The sequence below is a fragment of the Pseudoalteromonas spongiae UST010723-006 genome, assembly GCF_000238255.3.
In the GTDB taxonomy this organism is placed as follows: domain Bacteria; phylum Pseudomonadota; class Gammaproteobacteria; order Enterobacterales; family Alteromonadaceae; genus Pseudoalteromonas; species Pseudoalteromonas spongiae.
Genome location: NZ_CP011040.1, coordinates 42707 through 67941, shown reverse-complemented (window position 1 = coordinate 67941; position 25235 = coordinate 42707). Strand labels below are relative to the sequence as shown.

Below are 25235 nucleotides of genomic sequence, written 5' to 3'. Positions count from 1 at the left end.
CCGCGCAGCTAAAGGCGTTTAAATAAATATTGATACTTCGATTAACTCGAATGTGAGATCTTTGTTGGCTCATTAGTTGCTACAATAACGGCAGCAGAGCAAAAGCTTAACTCTATTAATGACCTTAATTTTTTCTGCATATTGGCAATACTAATAATAGGTAGCCACTTTTTTAGTTATTTGGGTAAGATTTTGCAAAAAAAGCCCGCTCTAAAAAGCGGGCTTTATTTAAAAAGCATTTACTAACGTGCTGTATGACGCGTTTCTAATACTTCAACACGTGCCTCTTTTACAAGACCCAAACTACGAAGCTCTTCAGCTGCTTCCAGAACATCTTGATTGTCACCAACTGCAATAACAGCTAGCCCTGTTTCAGTAAACTCACTTACTAATTTAAAGCCTGTTTTAACCAAAATATCGTTAGCACTTATACCTTCAGAAAGAAGAACAGTAATGTTCCCAGAAACAGGTGCAAGGTTTCCGGTAAATATATTACGTACCAATGTACCCGGTGTAACCAAATCGTTTCGTTTATCAAGTTTTACAACAGCTTCATTACCTCTTTTTTCAATCACAGCATCTGCAGATGCAATTGAAGCGGGAACAAGCGCCAAATTTCGCTCTACCTTGTAAGTACCAAAATCAGGTTTAATAACACCCTTAACTTGATTACTCACAACCGCGTTTTTTGGCACATTAAGCTCTAAATTATTAGCAGCTGCCGCATGAGCGGACAATGTTAGAGCTGCTAAAGTGATCGTTACGTTTTTAAATTTCATTGCAATTACCTCTTAATTAGCAGCATTACCAAATACACGAACTGCAATACCAGTCATTGTAGATGGCGTTGTATTATTTACATAACCTGCAAAGCCAGCCCAACTGTCACCACCATCCTTTGCTGTAAAGCTAGCATCAGATGTATCTAAAAAGCGTACAGTCCACTCACCTTTTGACGACTCACCGTAGAACGCATTTGATAGGAACGCACCATCTTTCAAAATATACCCAACTTCCCAGCCATTAGATAAATCAAGTGCTGGTAAAGATAAAGCTTGCTTCGAAGATAATAGTACACTGCGTGTGCCACTAGGCGATGTTACTTCAATGGCAAGGTCTGTGCCCGCTGTTGTTTGAAGTACACCATTATCCGTTTCAAAACCGAAACCCATTTCAGCGCTAAATACGTCAAATTTAAATTGCATAGCCTCAATGTTTAGCTCTTCTTCAATGACTATTTTGTATTCGGCGCCAGTGGCATTATTATCCGGAATTTCTAACGATAATGGTTCTTGACCCAATACAGAGCCTGCACCTTGCCATGGTGTAATCACTTCATCACCAAGGTCAACTGAGTATGATTTAGCCATGGCGACAGCAGCCCCCGCATCTACGCGACCAAAGCCATACAAGTTATTGAATTTGTATCCTGCAGCATTCTCAATCCAACCATCATGAGCAACAAATTCACCTTCACCGACAGCTAATTTAATCGCTTCATTTTCGGCGTCATTCTTAGTTGAAGTCGTTGCAAGAATATGACGTACATCACGCCATGTAAGCTCATTATTGGCAGAAAGAATAAGAGAAACCACACCTGATGCATTTGGAGCAGCCGATGACGTACCATTCATAGTAGACGTATAATTACAGCTCGTATTTTCTTCATGTCCTGGGTAGTCGAACGGGTAAATAGCTGCCGCAAAGTCTGATGTATATTGCACGATACTTCTGCCTTTATAGCCAGAATAACCGTTTAAACATGTCATTGAATCGGTCGTTACCATAGCTGGTGCAAACACTCCATATTCACCCGCAGGCGCCGCAACCAACACGTTAGCACCTGCCGTAGAATAGCTTGTATGCTTACCATTTGAATTTACTGCACCTATTGAGAAATAGTATGGATGTGCTTGGCTACTCTCACTTGTGCCGTTATAACATGTGAGGCCTAAAGCATTAGCACCATTATCTTCACAGAAGCTACCTTCACGACCACCATCAACAAAGCTGTTACCACTTGATTTAATGTTAGTAGCACCTTTACCACCACGTAACGCTTTGTTTGGATAAGACTCGATCGCTTCATCTAGCTCAGAGTAAACAATATGTGTAGGTACAGTCAGACCATAACTGCGGTTAAACGCAGAAATTTCTTCATTTAGCGAAATACCTGAGCCTGGGAAACCATGAACTAAAAACTCAGTTTGCGGTACTTTATCACCACCAAGGTAATTCATACCGATAAGCCCTGTATCAGGGGCTACACCACGGCCACCAAGACCATTCCAACCTTTTGCCGCAAGCAAACCGGCAACACTTGTGCCATGGTCCCCACTTTCTGAGGTGCTTGTAGGATCTGTTCTATCAATCGCCTTGTCATTTAAATTTAGAGAACGATTTGGTAGTACGTTTGGCGCTAAATCTTCATGACGAATTTCAAGACCTGAATCAACAACAACTGCTGTAACACCTGCGCCCGTCACGCCATGTTTGTAGGCTTCAACTATATTAATATCTTCACCAGCTACAAGATAAAAATTCTCATCAGCTGCGAACTCTGCATCTCTTTTTGCTTTAGCTTCTTCCTCGCTTAAGCCTCGTCCTACATCAAGCTGAACTAATAGTGCTTTTAACGAGTCACTAAGTGCAAACGCCTTTTGACCTGAGTTGCGTAGATGCCACTGATGCTTAGCAAGTGGGTCACCTTTTACACCTGAAACAACAAGTTGAGCAGACGCAGACTTACCATTTGCAGAAACAGTGTAATCAATTACCGCATCTTCACCCGAGATACTTACGTATTTAAAGTCAATGCCGCTTAGCTCTAACACACCGTGTGAAAACGTATATACGCCATCTTGAGCTGTAACCGTCTCGCCATTTTCACTAAAGCTAACGGTTAATTCATCATAGTTACCATCACGCGCATTTAACTTGCCTTCGAAAACCATCCATTGCATCGCATCAGATACCATCACATCATTTGCCGTAGGTGCAACATCTGGTGTAACTGATTGCTTATTATCGTCACTTCCGCATCCTGCTAGAGAAATTAAAATAGCTGCGCTAAGTGCTGATAACTTCAGTTTATTATTTTTCATAATCAACCCTTGTTAATAAATTAGTTACAAGTTAACAAGGTCACACCAAGCGCACAACATGCTATTTACAAATATTTGCATTTTAAATTTTTATTTACATATTTTCGTCTACTGCTTTATCTCCTTGAATTAACCTTTACAATTGACGAATACTTATTTCAAAATTGAGATCATGAAACAGAACTCTATCTACTACATTGGCATTATGTCTGGCACTAGCTTGGATGGTATCGACATTGCGTTAGTTAACATAGTAAACGGGCAAACTAGGTTAGTGGCAAGCTTGGAAACCCCCTTTACAGACTCACTGCATCAGTTGTTATCTTCAATTATTACTAATAAGACATGCAATATTGCAGATATAGGTAATGCGTCCTATCAACTAGCCTGTGAATACGCTGTTGCCGTTAATCACTTACTGCAAACACAGCAAATTGATGCCAAAGAAATAAAAGCCATTGGCGCACATGGGCAAACTGTCTTCCATGACCCTAACAGTGAAACACCGCATTCAACCCAGTTATTAAATGCATCTGTGCTCGCCGCTAAAACAGGCATTACTTGTGTACATAACTTCCGCGAAATGGATATTGCCCTTGGTGGTCAAGGCGCCCCGCTAGTGCCACTTTTTCATCAAAGTTTGTTAGCTCAAGTAAGCACTAATAAGCATAAAGACTCTCTGATTTTTGCCAATATTGGCGGCATTGCAAACCTAACGATTTGCCACCAAGACACCTTACTTGGTTTTGACTCAGGACCAGGCAATACACTTATTGACAGTTTTACACAGCAAGCATTTGACCAACCTTACGATCGCAATGGCGACCTCGCAAAGCAAGGTAAAATCAATCAAGAATTACTGAAACAATTATTAGATGATGACTACTTTGCACTGCCCACGCCAAAAAGTACTGGGCGAGAGTATTTCAATCTGACTTGGCTTAGGCAGAAGTGTACTGAACATACGCTCAACAACCACGATGTGTTAGCAACACTAACTGAGCTTACAGCCGTGACCATCGCAAACCCTATTCAGTCAAAAGAAGGTAGATTGGTATTGTGTGGCGGTGGTACTAAAAACGCTTACTTGGTTGCGCGCCTGCAACATCATTTACCCAGTTGGCATGTTACTACTAGCGATAATATTGGTGTCAGTGCCGATTTTATGGAAGCAATGGCGTTTGCTTGGATGGCTTATCGCACGTTAAATCATCTGCCAGCTAATGCGCCCTCTGTAACGGGTGCTAACAAGGCAGCGATATTAGGGCAGATCACCTTTGCACCTTAGTTTTATAATGGTGCAGATTTGCACCATTATAACTCGAATAGATATATCTATATTGCTAATCATTTGATTTAAATAACAAACTGATGCTGGCACGGATTTTCCATTACTAAAGAAACATGTAAAGGAGAAGCCACTATGAAGTCAATTAAAGATACTTATTTGTTTTTATATCAAATTACCCATTTAAACCTTGGTCAATGGAGCGTTGAGCAGCCACACGGCGCAAATGATGCAAAATACTAGGCTTTAACGCTGCTAGTTACTCTGCATTTTTTTACTCTTTACTAGCAGCGTATATCCAACATTCTTGACCATCCTTTGTGTCCGCTTTTATGCGCGTGTATTCCGCTACTTCGTAACTATCCGCTTGCTTTAACTCTTCAGTTGAAAGCCAATAACAATGGCCTGTAACTTCATCAGTTTGGTTGCCTGTGCGTACTAAAATTGGATGGTACTGCTTACCACTTTTGGCGATAACACCCTTATCCTCAATCTTTACTTCCGATAAAACATATCCTTGAAGTACAGCACGCTCGCCTTCTAATACCCGTCCAAAATTAGCCCGCTGCACGTTTTCTTGTTGTAAAGTGCCATAGCTAAACAAACGCTCCATTTTAGATCCTTTTAGTTTGATTCAACCATTTAAGCCTTATCCGCTTTGTGGTATAAATTCATTTAAAAACACAGTACTAAACATGTCAGAAATCGGTTTTGGCTGCAATCAATATCAGCTTGCTTTCTATGTTGAAAACGCGCCCCAATTCTCCTCATACGCGACCCCAAACTCATTAATTGAGTTACCCACGGGTGCGATTAATGAAATTTCCATGGCATGCGGAAATGGCTGGCGAAAACAGTTTAATGTTTACGCTAAATTCATTTACAACCTAAGCCCCAGTGTTTTTTCGGGTAAAACCGCAGCGCCAACCTGGCAGCAATATCGAGATAGCCAGTTACTGCAGCAAGGCTCTGCTACCGCATTGTTATTCAGCCCGCCAAACTACACACGCGCAAATACGCTAAATATTATTGCTGGACGCGGTTACGCAAAAAAGCTTGCTTCACAAGACTTACTTGGTGGCAATTTAACCTGGCTTAACGACGAATTTGCGTACAATATCGAAAACAAATTACTGGTGTCACCATTTTTAGACTATCGCCAACTTTCTAATCGTAAAGTCGATTTTTTAGCACAAATGTGTGAACAACTAATTCAACATAACAGTATTCAGTTAGAACGATTTCAACTACCGCAATTGTAGCGAATAGCATTTAAAAGCAACGTTTGTACTGCGAGTCGTCGTTGATACAGATGCTAAGATTAGTTTTGCATGCAAAAAGCAGCTTTTAACGCGAGCTATTAGCTTAAAAGACTAAGCTAATAGTTCGGAAAAAACTTCCCACTCAACGCACTTTTTCTCTACACCAAAAATTCATCAATTTATTGTTAGAAAAAGACAAGGATTTCAAACATACGCACGTTTTTTGACTACACTTACTATAAGCTAAGCATATTTAGATAATGGAATAGCTATTTTGGTCAGGAAGTTAAGCAAAGGTTTTGCATTTAACACACAAGCGGTGCTGCAGCACGTCCCGATTGGTTTGTTTGTCGCCAAGCCAACTGGCGAATGCATGTTTGCAAATAATGCGCTGTATCGAGTGTTAAGCTTAACCAATACTGATATCGTCGGCAGCAGCTACATTAACGCAATGCACCCAGATGATCGGCAAAAAGCCATTAAACACTGGTATGCCTGTACTGCCAAAGGTGCTAATTTTCAATTTACATTCCGATCTGCTGCAAAAACAAAAAATAAGCTGTTATCGATTCACGCTGAACCGCTCATTGAAAACAAAGTAATCACCGCCTATATCGGCATTGTTGAAGACGTAACAACCATCAATGAAACAGAGCGTAAGCTTTATTTAAGCCAACAACGTTACGAATTAGCTGCAAAAGGTGCCAGCGCTGGGGTGTGGGACTGGGATATTTCAAATAACGAAGTATTTTACTCTACTAAATTTACCGAGCTACTTGGCTTTGACAATCTAGCGTTTGGTTGTGATTTTGCTTCCTTTACTAAACAAATCCACCCTGATGATATTAAACAGTTTAAAGCAAGCCTTGAGGTGCACCTAGCCGACCCATTTGAAGCATTTGATATTGAAGTGCGTATGTACAGCGCCAAACAACAAGAGTTATGGTTCCATATTGTTGGTGAAGCCATGCGCGATGAAAAAGGCAATCCGTATCGCATGGTTGGTTCAATGTCTGATATCACTGAGAAAAAGCAATCTCAGCAAGTTATTTGGCACCAAGCTAACTTTGATGCACTCACCCAGTTACCTAACCGTAATATGTTTACCGACAGGCTTAACCAAGAAATCGCCAAAAGTAAGCGCTCAGGCGATAAATTTGCACTGTTATTTATTGATTTAGACCATTTTAAAGAAGTTAACGATACCATGGGTCACAATGCGGGCGACCTATTGTTAGTTGAGGTATCTGAGCGCCTAAAAATAATTTTACGCGAAACCGATACGGTAGCGCGCATTGGTGGCGATGAGTTTACTGCGCTGCTGTGCAATATTCACAACCTAGCTGATGTTGAAAACATTGCTTCAAAGTTGATTCAAGCGATTGAGATGCCGTTCTATATTAATAATGAATCAATATTTATTTCGGCCAGTATTGGTATTACTTTGTTTCCTGATCACAGTGAAAAAATGGAAGAGTTACTGCGTTTTGCCGATCAAGCAATGTATTTATCGAAAGAAGAAGGGCGCAAACAATACCGTCATTTCAACAAAACCTTGCAAGAAAAATCCGAAAAAGCCCATTTACTCACGCAAGAACTGCGTCTGGCTGTCATTAATCAACAGCTCGAAGTGCTCTATCAACCCATTTTATCAATCTCTGATTTAAAAATTCATAAAGCAGAAGCGCTACTGCGCTGGCATCATCCAGAACTTGGCATGGTGAGCCCTGCTGACTTTATTCCTCTCGCTGAAACATCAGGAATGATTATTGATATTGGTAACTGGGTGTTTCAACAGGCCGCAGAGCAAGTAAAAAAATGGCAATCAAACTATGATCAACACTTCCAAATTAGTGTTAACCGCTCCCCTGCGCAATTTCAATCAAGCTTGAGTAAGCACGATGTTATTTGGCTTAATACCTTACTACAACTGAGTCTTAAGCACGGTATTTGTATCGAGATTACCGAAGGTTTATTACTTGATGACAATGAAGAAATAAAAGAAACACTTAAGAAGTTTCGCTCAGCAGGCGTCGCAATATCTCTTGATGACTTTGGTACTGGGTACGCCGCGCTATCTTACCTTACCAAGTTTGAACTCGACTTTTTAAAAATCGATCGCGCCTTTGTCATGAATCTTGAAAGTTCGGCACAAAACCAAGCGCTGTGTGAAGCAATTATCGTAATGGCGCATAAATTGGGTTTAAAAGTAATCGCGGAAGGTGTTGAAACACAAGAACAGTTATTCATATTAGAGGCAGCTGGATGCGACTATGCTCAAGGCTACTTTGTCTCTAAGCCAATTAGCCATCTATTGTTTGAGCGTGAACTTGCCAGCCAAGATCCCTTTGCGATGCAGCAAAAGTTAAAGCAAAATTCATTTAAAAAAACGTCTGCTATTTAGCCCAAATAGCAGACGTTAACTATACTAATGCGTGATTTAATAACGCTATTTTTCAATAACGCCCTTATCAACTAGCTCTAATGTTACCGAGCTTACACCTTCTAACTTTTTCAGTGCATCAACTAATGGCAACAAGTCACGCTGACTTTGCGATTTAAGAATGTAATAAGATTTAAATGCCTGTTTAATAATCAGGTCATTGTCTTTATTAAATTGCTCAAAATCTACATCACCTGAAAGTTTTACGATAATTTCGCCCGTAACGGTGTAGGCATTTAGCCCGCTAACATCAAATACATCCAAGCCAGGCACAACCGTTTTCGTACCATTAGTTTTAAACGTTTTATCGTTCACAACCACTTCAGATTGCGCCAAGGTGAGTTGTTCTACCGGAGTAATTGTTAAGCCTTTAAATTGCTCGGCGCTATTTGCGATTGCAGCTTGCGTGCTTAGAGTTAACGCCGCAATGATAAATAATTTCTTCATATTTTACTCCTTAATGACCAATTACACGTAGCGACCAGTCTTTCAACACGCCGTTTTCTGCATTGTTATTTCGGTTAAAGCCAACTAAACCAATGCTTGCATTGAAACCAACAGTAAAGCTATTACCTTTGTCTGTATCGATTACTTTTAACTGCCATTCACCTTGTGCTGATTCACCATAAAAATGATTGCTCAGCATTAGTGTATCGGTATATCCACCTTCAGTAGTACCTAACCAGCCAGTTCGTGCACTCATTAATACTGAGCGAGTACCGGAAGGTGAAATTAATTCGATAGCAAGGTCGCGTAAGCGAGTATGATCAATATTCAATTTCACTTGAACTGCTTCAACAGTCACATCTTGTTCAAACGCCAATGTGCTGGTTGCGCCAGTCAAACTTGCATCAGGAATTTCAGAATCTGCGATTTGCGTTTGCCACGGCGTAATCACTTGCTCAGGCAGTGGTGTTACCGGTGTGAACAACGCCTTATATACTGCATCATCCACATCAACCGCACCAAAACCGTAAAACTGATGGAAGTTATAGCCAGCTGCATTTCGTTGCCAAGATGGAATTGCATTATAAGTAACTAGCTCACCATCGGCATTTTCAAATGTTAAATCAACACCTGGGTGGTTTTCATCTGTTTTGCGTGCTGTTTGCGCTAAAATATGACGAATCGCACGAGCGTCAAGTGCATGATTCGCAGACATAATATTCGCTATTGCACCAGATGTATTAGGTGCTGCCGATGACGTGCCGTTCATTGTGCCTGTATAATCACAGTTCGGATCTAGCTCAGAGCCACCATGCAATGCATTGCCATGCTCACCCGCTACATTACTACCAGCTTCACACCCTTGTAAGTCAATTGTTACCATTGCAGGTGCAGCTTCGCCAAATTCACCGCCCGGCGCTGCAACAAATACGTTTGAACCCACAGAAGAATAAGACGTTAGCTTGCCATGCGCGTCTAACGCTGACACGACTAGGTTCCAATGGTTATTGTTATCCGGAGCAATATTCGCATTATGGAAAGGTAAACCTTGGTTATTAAAGAACTGATTGTTTTCGTAAGGCAGCACTAAAATAGGCACACCTTGGTAATAAGCGTTATATGTTCCGAACGAATTACCCGCCGATTTAACATAAACAGAACCACGTCCCCAATGGCTTTCTTCAGTAATGTAGCGATATACGTCGTCTTGCAACTCTTGCCACGGGTTAAGTACGTAATTGTGCACAACCGGTGTCGCAGGTGTGCTGCCATAACTTTGGTTAAACACTCTCGGATCGGTAAAACGGTCTAATTGACGAAAATCTTCTGACAAACCGTGAGACACAAGCCAGTTACCAACAGTTTGATTAGGTAAATAGTTAAAGCCAACAATATTAGCGTGAGGTGCAACACCGCGCCCACCTAGTCCATTTGCCTCGGTAGCAGCAATTAAGCCTGCGACAGATGTACCATGACCATTATTATCTTGCGGATAATCTGAACCGTCACCTAAATTAAGAGAACCCGCCACAACATTAGCTCTTAAATCTGGGTGTTCAATCTCTACACCTGAATCGATCACAGAAACTGTAATACCACGACCTTTAATACCCATTAAATGCGTGAAATCAATATCAAGGTCATTGCCAGATGTGCCCACAGACTGCGAGAAGCCGGTTTGTCCAATGTTTTGTAGGTGCCACTGCTCAGCAACTAATGGGTCGCCACTTTGTAGTGGAAAAGTTGAATCAGTAATTTTCGCAATTGCTGGCGTACAGGCAAGTATTACACTTGCAGCCAACAAGGAAGGTTTTATTTTTATTTTCATTTTGTCCCCTGAGATTTAGTATTTCCCCTTTAATCGGGACGAACATTTAAAACAGATAACAATAAAAAATAAAGTATGCCGATAGCAGTTACAGTAAACCATAACACAAAAGGGTAACACATTGATTTTAAATGAATTAACAATGACAGCGCTGTCTTTTTTGGTTCATTAATTTAACCTTAACTAATTGAAAAATAAAGGTTTACATTTATTTACAGTAATTTAACAAAAATAAAATAAGTTAGATTATTCAGCTATAACAAGAGCGCTCTTAACACCTGTCGATGGGCGTGAAATACGATGTTACCTGCGCAGACATAAAACCTCTCAATAAACATCACAAACAAGCATATTGAATCTGTGTTCAGTCACTACCAAAATAACAGTTATTACATTGATCTTTCGCGATATAACCTTTGTAGATGATCAATTTTCTGCGCCGTTTTTGCGCGCAGTAAGTTGCGAGAAACTGTAAACCCAATTGCAGAAATGAATTTTAGATAACTGCTATTCCAAACATCTAGATAATTTAAAAATCACGAATCCGTTTTAAACAATTTTTTCCTCACTAGTAAACGATAATCTGACGGTGTTTGTTTTAACTCGCGCTTAAATACTTTGGTAAGATAACCTTGATCAATATAACCTACAGCTACCGCTACATCTTGCACCGTTAGGTTAGTCGATGCCAATAACTCTTGCGCCATTTCAAGGCGCATTTTTTGCAAATAATGGTTGGCTGTGGTGCCTGTTGCCGCTTTAAAACGTCGTGATAAGGTGCGCTGGCTAATACCAAATTGTTCAGCAACATGTTGCATTGATAATTCGCTCGACGCGTTGTTTTTGAGCCAAAATTGAATTTGCGCAATCAGTTCATCGGCATGCCTATCAACTGCCCCTTCTAAATAGCGCTGCTCTTCATATGGCTTTCTAATTTCATGAGAAAAGTTACGTTCCACATTTTGCGCAGCATCTCGACCAAATAATTGCGCAATCAAGTAAACCATAATATCAGCCAGCGAGTTTAAACTAGCCGCACAAAAAATACGCTCCGATTGCGTAATAAAAAATTCCGGTTTTAGATCGACCTTAGGATAGTCCTTGCGAAATTGTTTAGCGTAATGCCAATGCGTTGTTGCTGCGTGATGGTCAAGCAAGCCTGCTTCCGCAAGTAAACAGTTACCGGTACCAACACCGACAATTGTTGCACCTTGTTGCCATTGAGCTTTCAAATAGCCAATCGCCGCTTGATTTTGCTTAATAACAGGGCGAGGATTTCGCCAGATCCCCGGCACAATAATAAAATCGGCATTGTCATCACAGCCAACAGTTAATTCGGGTAAAAAAGCACACCCCGCGCGGCATTGGATCAGCTCTTGTTTATCGGCTACAAACTTAATATCAAGCTTACGATTTTTGCGGTCATGAAATGATGCTTCGCCCGCTTTAAGCATTTCTACTGGCAGCGTAACACTGGTCGCCAATATTTGTGGATACAATAAGAGTCGTACTTTTGTTGTCATAATAACTGCTCAAACCAGTTCAAAATGGCCAAATACACCAAAACTATGTCCAATTAAACACAAACTAAAACTTAAAATCAAAATAAACTGTGCCTAAATAACGCAAACTGTATATATCTAGGGTTTTTATGACTGCATTACCTATTGTTGTTGGAATGGGTGGTATTAATGCCGCAGGGCGCACATCTGCTCACCAAGGGTTTCGTCGCATTGTAATAGATAAATTAACGCAAGAAGCGCGACAAGAAACATTTCTTGGCCTTGCAACGTTAATGAATCTAGTACGCCAAGAAAACGGTGAACTTGTTGACCATGAAAACCAAGCTATTTGCGCAAGCGAGATCGAAGCTAAATTTGGTGAGCAAATTATTGCTGGTACCTTAATTCGTAAGATAGAAAACAATCATTTTGATGTTGATGCCACTCATGGACATCAAAAAATGACGGTAATGCCAAGTGAAGGCGACAGCATTGTATTTGAAACAAGTGCGCGTCACTTACCGTCACCCCAGCCGCGCGATTGGCAAATAGAAAACTTGGAAGGCGGTAAAGTTAAAGTAACGATTAACGGTGAATTATCACTTAAGCACGATACCTACCGCGATAATCCAATTAAAGCAGCTGGCCAATTTCCAACGGGCTTTGATCCAAGCACACTTTATAACAGTCGCTATCAGCCTCGTGGCTTACAAGCCACTATTTTTGCCGCAACTGATGCAATCAAATCAACTGGTTTAGGGTGGCAAGATGTACTTGCTGTTGTCGACCCTGATCAAATCGGTACTTATTCCGCATCTGTTGCAGGCCAAATGCAAGATGAAGCATTCGGCGGCATGATGAAAAACCGCTTAAAAGGCGACCGCGTTAGCACCAAAAACTTAGCACTTGGTTTAAATACCATGTCGACGGACTTTATTAACGCTTATGTAACTGGCAATGTGGGTACAACCTTCACTACATCAGGCGCATGCGCTACCTTCTTATACAACTTACGTGCAGCAGTGCACGATATCAAAGCGGGCCGCACTCGTGTTGCTATTGTTGGCAGTGTTGATTGTGCAATTACGCCTGAAATTGTTGAAGGCTTTGGCAATATGAGCGCACTGGCAAATATTGAAGGCTTGAAAAAGCTTGATAATAGCGATACCCCAGATTTACGTCGCACCAGCCGTCCATTTGGTGAAAACTGCGGTTTTACCATAGGTGAAGGCGCACAATTTGCGGTATTAATGGATGACGCCTTAGCATTAGAGCTTGGCGCTGACGTTATGGGCTCTGTACCAGATGTATTTGTAAACGCTGATGGCATCAAAAAATCAATTACTGCGCCAGGTCCAGGTAATTATATTACTATGGCAAAATCAGTAGCACTTGCAACAAGCATTCTCGGTGAAGAAGCGGTACAAAAACGTAGCTATATTCTTGCCCATGGTTCAAGTACACCACAAAACCGTGTAACTGAGTCAATCATTTATGACCGCGTTGCAAAAGCATTTAATATTGATAATTGGAAACTGGCCGCGCCGAAAGCATTTGTTGGTCATACAATTGGCCCAGCAAGTGGCGACCAAATGGCCATGGCACTTGGTATTTTTAGCCATAACATTATGCCGGGTATCACCACAATCGATAAAGTCGCTGACGACGTTTACGCCGAGCGCCTTGATATTCGTACTGAACACTATGAGTGTGAAGCACAAGATATTGCCTTTATTAACTCAAAAGGCTTTGGCGGTAATAACGCTACGGCGCCAATGTTCTCAGCAAATATTACGCTAGAGATGCTCACTAAACGTCATGGCGAAAGTGCAATGGCATCGTATCGCGATAAACTCACACAAACTAGACAAAACCAAGCTGATTACAGCGCGGCTGCAAATTTAGGTGATTACCAATTAATTTACCGCTTTGGTGATGGCTTAATTGATGAAAACGATATCGAATTAACGCAAGAAACACTTTCTTTGCCTGGTTTTACACACTCTGTAAAACTAACTGCAAGTAACCCTTTCGATGATATGGTGTAAGCAAATTCACTTCCTTTAAATAGGATACACTGTCATCTACTAAAGGCGCGTTAAGCGCCTTTTTACTTTTTTGCACTCTTTATAACACTTCACTTAACCAGTTCATCATGATTACGCACTACATAACATGCTCACTACGTTTTAATTTATCGATATAGCATAACGCGATAAGATAAACTCAGCTTTGTTAGCATTTCATTTATCAATAACAGAATTTATCGAATTCCTCTATCTAGGCTACAAAGCACATCTAAAAACAGGTAAAGTAACCACCATTGAAAGAGTTGAAAATCTGCTCTTTCAGACCATAATTACAATAATACGTTATACCTTACCGAAAATGATTTTTAGACTACTTCTAATAATGCTGTTTTTCGCGTTTTCAGCGGCTGCTAAACCTATTTATCAGTACGTTAAAAGTGATGGTTCTATTGCTTTTACCGACCGAAAACCAATTAAACACAGCTACAGTATTTATCGTACGGGCTGTTATGCCTGCCAACTGCGCTCGTCTTTAAATTGGCATAAAATTCCTATCTATCCAGACAAATATCATTTAGAAATATCGACAGCAAGTAAACAACATAATGTTGACCCTGCTCTCGTTCGCGCAATGATCCACGCTGAATCAGCATTTAAAGCCAATGCACGTTCAAAAAAAGGCGCAATAGGATTAATGCAACTGATGCCGGCAACGGCTAAATACATGGGTATAAAACGCCCAACTCAACCGAGCCAAAATATCTTAGGCGGCGTTAAGTATTTATCTTATTTATTAGAAAAGTTTAATGGCAATATCAGATTAGCAACGGCTGCGTATAATGCAGGGCCTAATGCCGTTAAAAAATACCGAGGCATACCACCATTTGCAGAAACGAAAGCGTATGTCGAACGCGTTGGCATACTGCATAACCGTTATCGTGTGGCAATAAATAAAAAGAAAAGAAAGATTTCACCCAGCTAGGGTAAATAAGGAAGCTGTGGTGGTTAGCTCACCCACCACAGTAGAATCAATGCAAAAATAACAACACTTAAACGGAGCAATGGCCCTTTAAGCGTTTCAAAGGTTTTTCCCTTTAGCTTGTTAATAGCTGCTTGCTCAGTACATGCCGCTACTTTATCAATATAGCTATAACCCGATTTTTCATAGCTTTTGCAAATTGCTTTGTCAGCAGGAATGGCTTTTAGCTCATCCCCTTTTTTTAGGATATAAAAATCCATAACGCACCGTTATTTTTATTTCTCTAACCAATACTAACTTCGGTATTTTTGCCCAAGGCAAAAAAGTGGCGGCCATTAAATACTAAGTAGAAAAAAAGTGCAATACGCAATTAGCAATAGTGAATAAAAATTTACCAAGCAAGCGAATCACCTTTTCATTCGTTACGTAATCGCAGTAACAATTCATTTTTCAAGTGCAGTCAATCTAAAGCGTCAACTTTGAATCACACGCTACGCTAAGCAAATTTCCTTGGGGTTGCTCGGCTGTCGATTAAATAAAAACCACACAAGCATTCAAAAAGCACTCAACTGTTAAATTGGATTACAAAATTTCACACTTTATTAGCAATTTCACTTATTTGCCGCGGCTAATTGCTGCTATTATCGTCACCGCTGTATCGTTATGAGTTGGCTATGTGCAATTTAAACCGCTTTACATATCACTGTTTTTTACCAGTTTTAATGCTTGGCATAACAACTGGTGCGAATGCTGTTGAAATTAAAGTAGGCCAAAGCCATTCTGATTTACCGCTAGATCAATCTGGCACATTGACCAGTGTAACACCCAGTGGCACGAGTTTTTCATTAGCGCACGACTTTAGTGAGAGCGTGCGAGTCAGTTTAGATTATATAAACTGGGAAGATACCCACTTTTCACGAAAAGCGAATTCACTAAAGATTGACTCACAATCTTACGCTGCAACGCTAACCTACTTCATTGAAAACTTTGCGATATCGGGAAATTACACTTACTGGCAAAGCGATTACCGAGAATCATTTTTAGAACTCCCCTCATCACAACACAAAACGTATGCTCCTAGTTACGGCCTGTCTGTAGGTTACGGTATATTTTTTGACGAGTGGGTTATCGAGCCGTCGTTACTTGTGCAATACAACGAATGGCGTTATCGCGATATTATGATTGAGCAAAATGAAATGGCGCTAGCTTTGCGCGATGCACTAGAGGACGAAACTCTGGTAGTAAGTGCCTTACTGTCGGCGTCAAAGATCATTGAAATTAGACCCGATACCTATTTACTTGCAGGTGGCGTTATACGCTGGAATGAACTGTTTCAAGGCGATGGTACTAAACAAACCGATAAGTTTGTCAGTTTTGCAGGTAGAAAGTCGTATCCTCACAATACTGATGATGATTACGCCGAGCTAAGTGTATTTGTCACTTACGATATCACGCCCGAGTGGATGGTTGAGATTGATAGCAGTATTGCATTTTTACCACATGACAATGTGTCGAGCGTTAGCTGGCGTATTGGATATCGCTTCTAATCCACACCTACTTTATTTTAAGTGCAACACCTCTTTATTCATATATTAAAGGTATTTGATGAGTTTCACTTGCCACTATTCACAGTATTTATATTTAAAATATAAAACATTAAATAATTTTATTTTAATGACGTTATGTTAAATAAATGCCCTTTCTAATTATCTAAGGTAATGCTGAATAAAAAGCCAGCGTCATAGCACTAGCTGTTTTAATCCTTACTTGTTAGAATCATGCAACTAAATTTCCTGCGAGAATAGAGAGTGAATTAAGATGGGAAGAGCGTTTGAAGTTCGCAAGAACGCGATGGCTAAAACAGCAGCCGCAAAAACAAAAGTAAACTCTAAATACGGTAAAGAGATCTATGTAGCGGCTAAAAACGGCGGCGCAGAGCTAGATACTAACTTGTCGTTAAAACGCCTTATCGAAAAAGCAAAGAAAGACCAAGTACCTGCACACGTAATCGACAAAGCGATTGAAAAAGCAAAAGGCGGCGCTGGCGAAGATTACCAACCAGCACGCTACGAAGGCTTTGGTCCAGGTAACTGCATGGTTATTATCGATTGTTTAACGGATAACCCAAACCGTACCATTAAAGATGTACGTTTAGCATTTACTAAAACTAACTCAAAAATTGGTGGCCCAGGTACAGCTGCACACAGCTTTGATCACCAAGCTGTATTTGCATTTGCCGGCGACAACGACGAAGAAGTGTTAGAAGCACTAATGATGGCAGACGTTGACGTAACTGACGTTGAAGTTGAAGATGGCATCGTTTCAGTATTTGCACCACACACTGAGTTCTATAACGTTAAAACTGCACTGGCAGAAGCATTTCCAGATGTGAAGCTAGATGTTGAAGAAATCACTTTCGTACCACAAACAAGTGTGGATATTGAAGGCGATGACATCCCACTTTTCCAAAAGTTTATGGATATGCTTAACGATAGCGATGATGTTCAAAACATCTACCACAACGCAATCGTACAAGACTAATCAAAATCATATAAAAAAGGCCTGATTTTTCAGGCCTTTTTTTGTTAATAGTGTTTATAAAAATTGCATTAATTTACGCTTCACTGGTTGCCTTAGAAAAACCACTTGATTAATACAATTAATACCTATTCTGTTAAGTATGTGATCAGAGCTAGCGCTGGATAAATAAAATGATTACAAGGCGAAATTTGTCTTATGCAGTTATTCTACATTGATAAATTAAAACGCCGTAAGCATGATATTTAACCCGCTAGAATGATCATCTATTTAAGTGAATTGATATCAATTCGCTGCTTTAAACTCTAAACGGCGGCGATGTAGCACAGGCTCTGTATAACCATTTGGTTGTTTTGTACCTGATAATACTAGCTCTAGTGCCGCTTGAAACGCCACGCTCTGCGCATAATTATCTGACATATTACGGTAATTTGCGTCGCCTTCATTTTGTTTATCAACCACTTTGGCCATTGCTTCAAGGGTGTCAATTACCTGTTTCTCGCTGCAAACACCATGGCATAACCAGTTAGTCATATGCTGTGATGAAATACGTAATGTGGCTCTGTCTTCCATCAAGCCCACATTATTAATATCAGGCACTTTAGAGCAACCAACTCCCTGCTCAACCCAACGTACCATATAGCCTAAAATACCCTGTGCATTGTTGTTCAGCTCATTTTGAATCGCATCAGAGGTCATTGATTTTGGCTCTGGATGCAGTGGCGGACACAAAATATCATCCACATTAGCGGCAACGCGCTGTTTAATTTCCTGTTGTAAGCTAAATACATCCTGCTGATGATAATGCATCGCATGTAAGGTAGCAGCCGTTGGCGATGGTACCCACGCCGTATTTGCGCCACTTTGCACATGTGCAGTTTTTTGCACTAGCATTTGCGCCATTTCATCTGGCATTGGCCACATACCTTTACCAATTTGTGCTTTACCGCTTAAGCCACATGCTAAGCCTACATCCACATTGTTGTTTTCATATGCACCAATCCACTTTTGCGCTTTAATTGCATCTTTTGGCAACATTGGTCCTGCAAGCATACTAGTATGAATTTCATCGCCTGTTCTGTCTAAGAAACCAGTGTTGATAAAGATAACGCGCTCTTTCGCCTCAGCGATACATGCAGCGAGGTTAACCGAAGTACGACGCTCTTCATCCATAATACCCATTTTTAAAGTATTCTCTGGCAAGTTAAGTAAGCTTTCTACCTTACAAAATAACGTATTCGCATAAGCCACTTCTTCAGGGCCATGCATTTTCGGTTTTACAATATTAATGCTATTAGCACGACTATTTTTCCGGGTGCTTTTGCCTTTTAAATCGTGCAATGCTATCAATGATGTAATAACCGCATCCATGATGCCTTCAAATACTTCATCGCCGTTTTTATCGAGAATCGCAGGATTTGTCATTAAGTGACCAACATTGCGCACGAGCATTAAGCTGCGGCCTTTGAGCTGTTGCTCATCGCCACTTAAATCTATGTAGGTTAAATCTGGGTTAAGCGCACGTGTAAGTGTTTTACCACCTTTTTCAAACTCAACCGATAAATCGCCTTTGTTTAAACCAAGCCAGTTGCTGTATACACCTACTTTATCTTCTGCATCAACCGCCGCAACAGAGTCTTCACAATCCATAATGGTGGTTAATGCCGACTCAAGCACAATATCTTTTATATGCGCGCTATCTTGTTTGCCAATTTGATGGTTTTCATCAAACTGAATCACAATGTGTAGCCCATTATTTTTAAGAATTAATTCTGTAGGTTGCTGCTTAGTACCGTTATAGCCGACCAACTGCTCTGGTGATTGCAATGCGCTTTGGCTTACATTGTTTAACGTGACAATCAGCTTACCATCAACAATCGCGTAATCGCTGGCATCTTTGTGCGAACCATATGTTAGTGGCAATGCTTTGTCTAAAAACTCACGGCCAAAATCAATTACCGCATTACCACGTACCGGGTTGTACTCGCGTCCAGCTTCACGGCCATTGTCGTACGAGATCGCATCGGTGCCATATAACGCATCATACAATGACCCCCAGCGGGCATTCGCTGCATTTAGCGCAAAGCGCGCGTTGCTTACCGGTACAACCAGCTGCGGGCCTGCCATTGTGGCAATTTCAGGCTCAACGCTTTCAGTTACCACTGTGACATCGCTTGGTGCTGGTTTTAAATAGCCAATTTGCTGTAGAAATTGTTTGTAATGGTCAAACTCAAAGTTTGAATGCGCTTGATGGTATTGATCGATTTGCACTTGCAGATCATCACGTTTCACTAACAGTGCGCGGTTAATCGGTGTCATTTCAGACACGATTTTTGAGAAGCCTTGCCAAAAGTGCTCCACATCAATGCCCGTACCTGGAATAACTTGATGGTTAATAAATGCGTATAAGCTGGGATCAACAGCTAACCCTGCATGGTGAATACGTGTTGTCATAAATTTTCTCACCTTGAAGTGGCACACAATTGTATGCGTTAAAATAATTTGGTTATTTGATTCTATCTAAGTTACACAAGAAAGCTTGCTTTTGGCATTCATTAAAAAAATACTCATGATAAAAACTATAAATTTTATAAATCATGCCGTTTCAGCCTAACTTAAATGTAAAGGCGCTACCCGTTCAATGTTGTTGCTCAAAAAGGTAATAACACCAGCGCCATCTAATCAACAAGATGAAGGACTTAACACGATGGCTAAACAATTAACTTACCAACAAGAAATCGACCGCATTGCAACGTTAAAAGAAGTAGGCGAGAAGAAATGGCAAAATATTAACCCTGAGTCAGCAGCGCGTATGCGTTTGCAAAACCGCTTCCAAAACGGCTTAGAAATTGCGCGTTATACTGCTGATATTATGCGTAAAGATATGGAAGCGTACGACCAAGACCCATCTCAATATACGCAATCACTTGGCTGTTGGCATGGTTTTATCGGTCAGCAAAAAATGATTTCAATTAAAAAGCATTTCCAAAATAATACTGACCGTCGTTACCTTTACCTTTCAGGTTGGATGGTGGCAGCACTACGCTCTGAATTTGGCCCTCTTCCAGACCAATCAATGCATGAAAAAACATCGGTTGCTGCATTAATCGAAGAACTTTACACTTTCCTACGTCAGGCTGACGCCCGCGAACTAGGCGGTTATTTCCGTGAACTTGATGCAGCGCGTAAAGCAGGTAACAGCACAGAAGAAGAGACAATCCTAGCTAAAATTAACGACCATAAAACACACGTTGTACCAATTATTGCTGATATCGATGCCGGTTTTGGTAACGAGGAAGCAACTTACCTACTTGCTAAGAAAATGATTGAAGCAGGTGCTTGTTGTATCCAGATTGAAAACCAAGTATCGGATGAAAAACAATGTGGTCACCAAGATGGTAAAGTGACTGTACCGCACGAAGATTTCTTAGCGAAAATCAATGCTGTTCGTTATGCATTCCTTGAACTAGGTGTAGATAACGGCGTTATCGTAGCGCGTACCGATTCACTTGGTGCTGGTCTAACTAAACAAATCGCAGTAAGCAACGAACCTGGTGATTTAGGCGACCAATACAACGCATTCTTAGACGTAGAAGAAATTGAATCGACTGATATCAAAAACGGTGATGTTATTTTAAACCGCAACGGTAAGCTGGTTCGTCCTAAGCGTTTACCAAGTAACTTGTTCCAATTCCGCTCTGGTACGGGTGAAGAGCGTTGTGTGCTTGACTGTATTACTTCATTACAAAATGGTGCTGACTTACTTTGGATTGAAACGGAAAAACCACACGTAGGCCAAATTGGCGCGATGGTAAATGAAATTCGTAAAGTTGTGCCAAACGCTAAACTTGTTTACAACAACTCTCCATCATTTAACTGGACTCTGAACTTCCGTCAGCAAGTTTTCGATATTATGGTTGAAGAAGGTAAAGACGTATCTCAATACAACCGTGAGCAGCTAATGAGCGTGGAATACGATAACACTGAACTTGCAGCATTAGCTGATGAAAAGATCCGTACTTTCCAAGCTGATGCAGCACGTGAAGCAGGCATTTTCCACCACTTAATTACCCTGCCTACTTATCACACTGCAGCGTTATCTACCGATAACCTTGCAAAAGAATACTTTGGTGAGCAAGGTATGCTGGGTTATGTTAAGAACGTACAACGTCAAGAAATTCGCCAAGGCATTGCGTGTGTTAAGCACCAAAACATGGCAGGTTCTGACATGGGTGACGACCACAAAGAGTACTTCTCTGGAGATGCGGCCCTAAAAGCTGCAGGTGAAGACAACACCATGAATCAGTTCTCTTAATACTGTTTAGCCAGTAAACCAGCTAGGCACTTGCCTAGCTTTTTTACCATTATTATACCAATTCGGTTAAGTATTTGAGCAGGTTTAGCACCGGATAAATAAAATGCTAACAAGGCGTAGCTTTCTTATAGTGTGATGCTACATCGATAAGCCCCAGCGCATTTAACATGATAGTTAGCCGGTTAGACTGATTAGCTATTTAAGCGAATTGATATTATGTATCCCTAACTGTGATCCAAAGGCCTGACGGCCTTTTTTTGTTTTAATAAATAATAACTTTGAGATAGAGATCATATTTTTACTAAGTATCAAGATTGCCGCTAAAAAAACAGATCGAGATTTTACTAGCGATTTAAAACCACACTCATTTGTAAAATCAAAGTTAACAACTGATTACTTTTAACCCTAACACACCCTTAAAGTACCGCTAACACCTAGTTTTCGCAGCCAAAACCAAACAATAGAGATCAAAATTTTACTAACTGTTGATTTTAGAGATCATATTTTTACTAAGTTGCGGTGTATTTGAGATCATTATTTTACTAGCTGATTAGTAAATTAATGATCAAATACCTTAATAGATCAGTTTTTTACTAACTAAAATCAATAAAACGGCATTTTTTTGTTTTTATAGATCATATTTTTACTAACTAAACGCTATTTTTAGTGAAAAGTCGGCTTTGAGATCAAAATTTTACTAACTAAAATGGGCTTGCTTAATATTTTTCTGGCTTAGCTTAGTAAAAATATGATCTCTGCATTCAAATCTAAGAAATAAATACGCTAAATATGCCCGAGTACGTTTAAAAATAAGGGGGGACGCTAGTAAGTTAGTAAAATTTTGGTTTGTAACGGTCTGGTACAGTAGATATAGAAAAAACGAAGGGAATCAGTTTAGCAATCAAGTACAACTAGGTTATTTAACCTAGTTGTACAATCTTCTGTTTGGCATCTGCGATGATAGTTGCATTATCAGTTGCTGAGGCTTTATTAAGATTTGCTTTAACACGCGCTATTTTTAACTCATCGGCACACTGCTGCGGCTTATTAGATAACTTAGCTAAGCGTTCTTTAACTTCATCAACTTTATGATCGCGTTTACTTTGGGAAAGTGCTGCGATTTTATCTTTAACGGCTTTTGCTTTATCACTTTCGCCCATCAATACATCAAGCACCCCCTCACGCTGCATTTTTTCAACTAACGCCTGTGGCGGTAAATGTAACATAGGCATCAAGCTTTGCAGAAAGGCCCTCAACTCAACTTGCTCAGATAATGAGAAGTCTGAAAACGTTTTTAGTAACTTGTGTTTATCAAGAAACAATTCGGTCAAATGTGAGCTTAGCACTGTGCTATTAATTGTGGTTAAATCCACTTTTTTTGATGCTGAAGGCTTATCAGGAAGGTCAATTCCCAAAACTTGCATCTCGGCTAATAGCTCAGCTGATGGCAGTGATAACGCCTCAAGTGCATAATCAATATTGTGTTTAACTTTAAGCGCTTCCATCGGTGCAAACGCCAGAAAAACTTGCGATAAACTCGCTTTATCCATTAATAAATTGTACACAATAAGCCCTCCCTAATCAGATAAGGCACTGAGTTTAGTCAACAAACATGACAAATATATGACTAGGTTAACTAAACTCAGTATTAAGTGTGATTTATAAGGCTACTTTAATTTGTATTAAAGCACCCAAACTTCAACGCGGCGATTACGTTCACGACCAACTTCGTTATCGTTATTTGCAAGTGGCATATCTTCACCAAAGCCTTCTACCGCATAGACATTAATACCGCGAGCATTAAGCTCTTGTTCAACACTTTTAGCGCGGCTTAGCGACAACATAGTGTTTTTATCACGTGCCCCAATGCTGTCCGAAAAACCCATAAGTACAAGTTTGCGACTTGGGTTTTCTTCAACAAACGACACTAGGCGCTGTAAATCTCGCTTACCTTTGTTATCAAGGTCGCGCGTTGCATAATTAAAGCGGAAGTTCAGTGATAAACGTTTCGCAAGCTTCGCATACTGATTATATTTTTCTGGAGCCAGTTCGCTTGCCACAACATCTTCAACACGAATAGACTGTGAAATTAATCCCAGTTCCTGCACGATTTCTTGGCCGCGATCTGAAATTGCAAAATTAGCAAAGTCTTTTATTTGCGTAGCGCTATTGGTTGGCGTGTAGAGGTATAGTCGACGTGCCAGCGGGTAATCTTCCGTCGCAATGGTAAAACGCGTTGGGTAAATTGCTTTAGTATCACTGCTATCTGCAATTGCCAGTGCTTTACTGTATCGAATGTAATTTAAGCCGATAAACCCAATTGCATAATCATCGCGTGACACATGCTCAGACAATTCTGAACTCGATTCGAATCGCTCTGCTTGCTTCGTTAATTTGCGACCATATTTCTTTAATACTAACGATTTGAACGTATCAAATGTGCCAGAGTTATCATCACGAGCAAATACTTTTATCGGGGCTTGGTCACCACCAATCTCGGCCCAATTATCAATTTCGCCAGAGAAAATACGCGATAATGTTTCAGTTGTTATGGTCTTTAACGGGTTATTCTGGTTAACAATAATTGCCAGACCATCCAGCGCAATAATGTGTTCATTGCCAAGCTTAGATAAATCACCTGACTGACCTTTTAACGCTTCAACTTCACTGGTTTTAATTTTGCGCGAAGACATACCAATTTGCGCCATATTCGCGTTTAACGCTTTAAACGCGGTTGACGAACCATGTGCTGCCAAGCCTATTTCCAACTTTTCACCATCCATTTCAAACTGCATGGTGCGCTCAGTTGCAATGCGTCCCTGTTGCCAATCAATATCTTTAGCACCTTGCTCTTCAAAATAGGCTTTTAATAATGCTGGTGCGAGTTTTTCGCCTATGGTGTTCGAGCCGTGAATTGCAAATAGGGATTGGTACACCGCCTCTGGCTCTTTTTCCACCGGAGTAGGCTTGCTCATTTGTGCTGATTTTTGTGAAATCACTTTGTTCGGTACTGCCGCTACCTGGCTCGATTGTGCTGTCGTGTCGCCAGATAAGCCAAACCAAGCGCCTACCGCACAAAGCGCTAACACAGCAACTGATGCAGCAATTATTACGCCCGTGTTTCGCTGTTTTGACTGTGAAATCGGTTCAGCCTGTGAAGCGTGCGCTTGATGACTAGGTGACGCATTAAACTGCTCAATAAGACGACTTAGTTCAGCGTTTTCTAGACTCAAAAGCTCAGTGAACACTAACGCGCGATACTCTTCTTCTGAGATTAACTTTTCTTTTGCTAAATCGATATCAAACTCTCGTTTGGCAGTTGAGATTATTTGCTCGATTAACTGTTGTTTTTCCTGTTCCATTGCCATACCTCATTTTTTTCCGGGTATGTTATGAACTTTATATGGCAGTTATATGACAGTACTTTAGATTTATTGTGAAAAGTGCTTGTAAAGGGGGTTGACAAAACAGCCTGCGTGATTGCAGGCTGAATAATTTA

The 25235-nt window shown here is 40.5% G+C and carries 18 protein-coding genes; 8 read left to right on the top strand and 10 right to left on the bottom strand.

Annotation, left to right across the window (positions count from 1 at the left end; genetic code table 11):
* Nucleotides 1–242: 242 nt before the first annotated feature.
* A complete protein-coding gene (locus PSPO_RS14790) occupies nucleotides 243–779 on the bottom strand; it encodes a S8 family serine peptidase (protein WP_010558388.1) in 537 nt (178 codons plus the stop codon).
* Nucleotides 780–791: 12 nt separating this feature from the next.
* Entirely contained in the window at nucleotides 792–3104 is a 2313-nt protein-coding gene (locus tag PSPO_RS14785) for a S8 family serine peptidase (RefSeq protein ID WP_010558389.1), read from the bottom strand.
* Between the two features lie 172 nt (nucleotides 3105–3276).
* Between PSPO_RS14785 and PSPO_RS14780 the strand changes: the two genes are divergently transcribed.
* Nucleotides 3277–4392, top strand: a complete 1116-nt coding sequence (locus tag PSPO_RS14780; protein ID WP_010558390.1) for an anhydro-N-acetylmuramic acid kinase — start codon at nucleotides 3277–3279, stop codon at nucleotides 4390–4392.
* A gap of 274 nt (nucleotides 4393–4666) precedes the next feature.
* Here the strand turns inward: PSPO_RS14780 and PSPO_RS14775 are convergent, their stop codons facing one another.
* Nucleotides 4667–5005 (bottom strand): gamma-glutamylcyclotransferase family protein, encoded by a 339-nt coding sequence (locus PSPO_RS14775; protein ID WP_010558391.1) that lies wholly within the window; start codon nucleotides 5003–5005, stop codon nucleotides 4667–4669.
* Between the two features lie 82 nt (nucleotides 5006–5087).
* On the opposite strand from PSPO_RS14775, the gene PSPO_RS14770 reads away from it, so the two are divergent.
* Nucleotides 5088–5654 carry a DUF6942 family protein gene (locus PSPO_RS14770; protein WP_010558392.1) on the top strand — a complete coding sequence of 189 codons (567 nt, stop codon included), beginning with the start codon at nucleotides 5088–5090 and terminating at the stop codon, nucleotides 5652–5654.
* Between the two features lie 274 nt (nucleotides 5655–5928).
* The gene (locus PSPO_RS14765) at nucleotides 5929–8058 is read left to right on the top strand and encodes a sensor domain-containing protein (protein ID WP_010558393.1); all 2130 of its coding nucleotides are present in this window, start codon (nucleotides 5929–5931) and stop codon (nucleotides 8056–8058) included.
* 45 nt (nucleotides 8059–8103) lie between these two features.
* On the opposite strand, the gene PSPO_RS14760 is transcribed toward PSPO_RS14765, so the two are convergent.
* The 3 genes from PSPO_RS14760 to PSPO_RS14750 form a co-directional block, all read right to left on the bottom strand.
* A complete protein-coding gene (locus PSPO_RS14760; protein ID WP_010558394.1) occupies nucleotides 8104–8544 on the bottom strand; it encodes a hypothetical protein in 441 nt (146 codons plus the stop codon).
* A 10-nt stretch (nucleotides 8545–8554) separates the two neighbouring features.
* Nucleotides 8555–10372, bottom strand: coding sequence for a S8 family serine peptidase (locus tag PSPO_RS14755; protein WP_010558395.1), 1818 nt, complete (start codon nucleotides 10370–10372; stop codon nucleotides 8555–8557).
* Between the two features lie 536 nt (nucleotides 10373–10908).
* The gene (locus tag PSPO_RS14750; RefSeq protein ID WP_010558396.1) at nucleotides 10909–11895 is read right to left on the bottom strand and encodes a GlxA family transcriptional regulator; all 987 of its coding nucleotides are present in this window, start codon (nucleotides 11893–11895) and stop codon (nucleotides 10909–10911) included.
* 128 nt (nucleotides 11896–12023) lie between these two features.
* Between PSPO_RS14750 and PSPO_RS14745 the strand changes: the two genes are divergently transcribed.
* Nucleotides 12024–13922, top strand: coding sequence for a beta-ketoacyl synthase (locus PSPO_RS14745; RefSeq protein ID WP_010558397.1), 1899 nt, complete (start codon nucleotides 12024–12026; stop codon nucleotides 13920–13922).
* A gap of 364 nt (nucleotides 13923–14286) precedes the next feature.
* Nucleotides 14287–14886: a lytic transglycosylase domain-containing protein gene (locus tag PSPO_RS14740; RefSeq protein ID WP_010558398.1), complete on the top strand. Its 600-nt coding sequence runs from the start codon at nucleotides 14287–14289 to the stop codon at nucleotides 14884–14886.
* A gap of 23 nt (nucleotides 14887–14909) precedes the next feature.
* Here PSPO_RS14740 and PSPO_RS14735 read toward each other — a convergent pair whose 3' ends face one another.
* The gene (locus PSPO_RS14735; RefSeq protein ID WP_010558399.1) at nucleotides 14910–15143 is read right to left on the bottom strand and encodes a hypothetical protein; all 234 of its coding nucleotides are present in this window, start codon (nucleotides 15141–15143) and stop codon (nucleotides 14910–14912) included.
* Between the two features lie 414 nt (nucleotides 15144–15557).
* On the opposite strand from PSPO_RS14735, the gene PSPO_RS14730 reads away from it, so the two are divergent.
* Nucleotides 15558–16430: an autotransporter domain-containing protein gene (locus PSPO_RS14730; RefSeq protein ID WP_010558400.1), complete on the top strand. Its 873-nt coding sequence runs from the start codon at nucleotides 15558–15560 to the stop codon at nucleotides 16428–16430.
* 271 nt (nucleotides 16431–16701) lie between these two features.
* The gene (locus PSPO_RS14725) at nucleotides 16702–17424 is read left to right on the top strand and encodes a YebC/PmpR family DNA-binding transcriptional regulator (protein ID WP_010558401.1); all 723 of its coding nucleotides are present in this window, start codon (nucleotides 16702–16704) and stop codon (nucleotides 17422–17424) included.
* 282 nt (nucleotides 17425–17706) lie between these two features.
* On the opposite strand, the gene PSPO_RS14720 is transcribed toward PSPO_RS14725, so the two are convergent.
* Nucleotides 17707–19875: a malate synthase G gene (locus PSPO_RS14720; RefSeq protein WP_010558402.1), complete on the bottom strand. Its 2169-nt coding sequence runs from the start codon at nucleotides 19873–19875 to the stop codon at nucleotides 17707–17709.
* A 253-nt stretch (nucleotides 19876–20128) separates the two neighbouring features.
* On the opposite strand from PSPO_RS14720, the gene PSPO_RS14715 reads away from it, so the two are divergent.
* On the top strand, nucleotides 20129–21736 hold the full coding sequence (locus PSPO_RS14715) for an isocitrate lyase (RefSeq protein WP_040642198.1): 1608 nt from the start codon (nucleotides 20129–20131) through the stop codon (nucleotides 21734–21736).
* A gap of 920 nt (nucleotides 21737–22656) precedes the next feature.
* On the opposite strand, the gene PSPO_RS14710 is transcribed toward PSPO_RS14715, so the two are convergent.
* Both PSPO_RS14710 and PSPO_RS14705 read right to left on the bottom strand, forming a co-directional pair.
* Complete coding sequence (locus tag PSPO_RS14710; protein WP_010558404.1) at nucleotides 22657–23301, bottom strand: hypothetical protein; 645 nt, start codon at nucleotides 23299–23301, stop codon at nucleotides 22657–22659.
* A 117-nt stretch (nucleotides 23302–23418) separates the two neighbouring features.
* Complete coding sequence (locus PSPO_RS14705) at nucleotides 23419–25098, bottom strand: substrate-binding domain-containing protein (protein ID WP_010558405.1); 1680 nt, start codon at nucleotides 25096–25098, stop codon at nucleotides 23419–23421.
* Nucleotides 25099–25235: the final 137 nt, after the last annotated feature.